This window comes from Anaerolineales bacterium, from assembly GCA_003105035.1.
Classification (GTDB): domain Bacteria; phylum Chloroflexota; class Anaerolineae; order Anaerolineales; family UBA4823; genus FEB-25.
In genome coordinates this window covers 1-2,794 of sequence record PQAL01000022.1, presented here as the reverse complement: position 1 = coordinate 2,794, position 2,794 = coordinate 1, and the positions used below count along the sequence as shown (strand labels likewise).

The window sequence follows — 2,794 nt, the reverse complement described above, 5'->3', positions numbered from 1 at the left end:
GGTGGTGAAGGAGGCAGCCGTAGTACCACCTATGCCAGTGGAAGCGACGATGGTGGAGGCAGGGTTGGTGAAAGACACAGGGGAGACGGTCATTGAGGCTGCGGGGGTGGCGGTACCTGCCAAAGAAGCTGTAAAGCCGGTGACGCCGGTGGTGAAACAAGCTGCAGTGCCAGAGCAGGCGACGTTGGTCGAGCCGGTCAGTAAACCGGTAGCTGGGCCAGCGAAGAAGAAGGGCAAAGCCTGGATAGCGTTGGTGGTTGTGGTGCTGCTCCTGGTCTTGGGAGGGGGAGGCTATATCGGATTTACCAAGTTCCTGGGTGGTGGGGGTTTATTTCAGCCAGCTCCATCTGCCACACTTGAAAGTGCAGTTGTAATCCCGGTTTCTTCAAACACTGATGTAATCCTGCAGGTAACTTCCACGGTGAAACCCACCCAGACATTACCACCCGAACCCACAAATACATCTCTTCCCAGCCTGACCCCGACGGAGATACAGACCACGACCCTACCGACGGTAACATCCTTCTCCTGCACCGACCCTCTTGGCTGCGTCAAGATCGGACCAACCGATCCTATCCATATTGCTTACCTGCTAGCTATCACTGGTCCTAGTTCTGCTATTGGAATCGACTCGCGCAATGGTGTGGATATCGCCATCGATGATGCTGGTGGAAAAATCCTGGGGCACGCTATCCAATTTGACGGTGAGGATGGTGGCTGCATCACCGAAGGCGGTGAAGCTGCAGGTGCCAAGTTGGCTCTCGATCCATCTATAGTAGCTGTGATTGGAACTTCCTGCTCTAGCGAAGCGCGCGCGGCTTTACCGGCACTCACCGGGGCTGGTTTGGTAGTAATCTCGCCTTCGAATACTACGCCAGATCTCACTGATCTCAGAAGCCGCAACCACTACGCGGGCTACTTCCGCACGGCATACAACGATATCGTCCAGGGAGCGGCAGCAGCTGACTTCGTATCCAACAACCTGGGATTCCGCCGGGTAGCCACTATCCACGACGGCAGTTTATACGCTGAAAAACTGACCGAGATTTTCAGGGATGAATTTATAAAGCTGGGTGGCCAGATAACCGCTTCAAAATCAATCTTGCCAGATGATACTGACATGAAGCCGGTACTTTCTGAAATCGCAACAGGCAATCCGCAATTAATATACTTCCCAGTTTTCTTGCCAGCAGGAACATATATTATCAAGCAGGCGCATGTCATCCGGGGGCTTGAATCGATTGAGTTAATGGGTGCCGATGGTTTGTTTTCGCCCGATGTGATGCAGGCTGGCGATAAATTCATCGAGGGCTTCATGGTATCCAGTCCAATTGTTCAAGGCTCTGCATACGACCGGTTTGTTATTAAATATGAGGCTAAATTCGGTACAGAACCGATCAATGTTTTCCATGCTCATGCTTATGATGCGTTTAATATCCTCAACGCCGCCATTGAAAAAGTGGCTGTGCAAGATGCGGATGGTACACTATACATCCCGAGGCAGGCACTGCGCGACGCGATTGCAGCCACAAGTAATTTTAAAGGCCTGACAGGTGTGCTTTCCTGTAAATCAAATGGCGACTGTGCCAACCCGGTTATTGGTGTATATGAATACAAAGCAGGCGAATATCCACCGGAGTTAATCTGGCCATAAGGTTCACTATTAAAACATTCAGAGACACTAAGAATTACCAAGCAGTAGTTACGATGGCTAATCACAGGTTGTAAGGCAAGATATGACAGTATAGACGAGAGCCCGAAATTATCGTTCATCCAGTCTTATTACCGGATCGTTGACAGAGATATTTGGAAAAGTTAGTCCGTTTTCACAGATAAAATAATGACAGCACTCACTCATCCCTGCAGCAGAGATGGGGTATGAAGTGAGTCGGGCAATATGAGCTTCATATCTATTCGCGGAGGTCATGAATGAGTATTACGAACCTGGAAGGACAAACGCTGGGAGGCCGGTACCAGATCCAGTCGCTGATCGGGCAGGGGGGCATGGCATCGGTCTACAAGGCGTTTGACCCCAACCTGAAACGGGCAGTGGCGATCAAGGTGATCCATCCGCACTTATCGAACAACCCGGAATTCTTCCGGCGGTTTGAGGAGGAAGCGACGGCGGTGGCCCATCTGCGTCACCCGAATATCGTGCAGGTGTACGATTTCAGCCACGATGGTGACTTATATTACATGGTGATGGAGTACGTGGTGGGGGAGACGCTGCAGATGCGTCTGAAGCGGTTGAACGGGGCCAGGCGGCGGATGAGCATAGGGGAGGTGGTGGGGTATACAGCGGATATCTGTGATGCAGCGGAATATGCACACCAGCGTGGGATGATCCACCGAGATATCAAGCCGGCAAACATCATGCTGGATGTGAACGGGAAGGCGATCCTGATGGATTTTGGGATCGCCCGCATGGTGGGTGGGGCGCAACACACGGCGACGGGAGCGGTGCTGGGGACGGCGATGTACATGTCACCGGAGGCGATCCGAGGGTTGCAGACGGATGGTCGGGCGGATATATATTCGATCGGGATCACGTTATATGAGATGCTGAGTGGTAAGCCGCCGTTCGAGGCAGATTCAGCGATGACATTGATGATGATGCACCTGAATGACCCGGTGCCAGACCTGCGGGAGCTCCACCCTGACCTGGGAGTGGGGCTGGTGGGGGTGGTGGAGAAAGCCCTGGCGAAGAACCGTGAGGCGAGATATCAGACGGCGCGCGAGATGGAGGAAGCGTTGCGCAGGCTACCGCAGCCGGTGGTGAAGGAGGCAGCCGTAG

The 2,794-nt window shown here is 53.0% G+C and carries 2 protein-coding genes; both read left to right on the top strand.

The annotated features are described in order from the left end of the window. Positions 1-31: 31 nt before the first annotated feature. Positions 32-1,654 (top strand): branched-chain amino acid ABC transporter substrate-binding protein, encoded by a 1,623-nt coding sequence (locus C3F13_09920; protein ID PWB53183.1) that lies wholly within the window; start codon positions 32-34, stop codon positions 1,652-1,654. Between the two features lie 275 nt (positions 1,655-1,929). After that, positions 1,930-2,794, top strand: an 865-nt coding sequence (locus tag C3F13_09915; protein PWB53182.1) for a serine/threonine protein kinase, incomplete at its 3' end; no start/stop codon positions are given.

Excerpts from the sequence above, each read along its gene's own strand:
- C3F13_09920 (PWB53183.1), top strand. The coding sequence starts at position 32 with ATGCCAGTGGAAGCGACGATGGTGGAGGCAGGGTTGGTGAAAGACACA.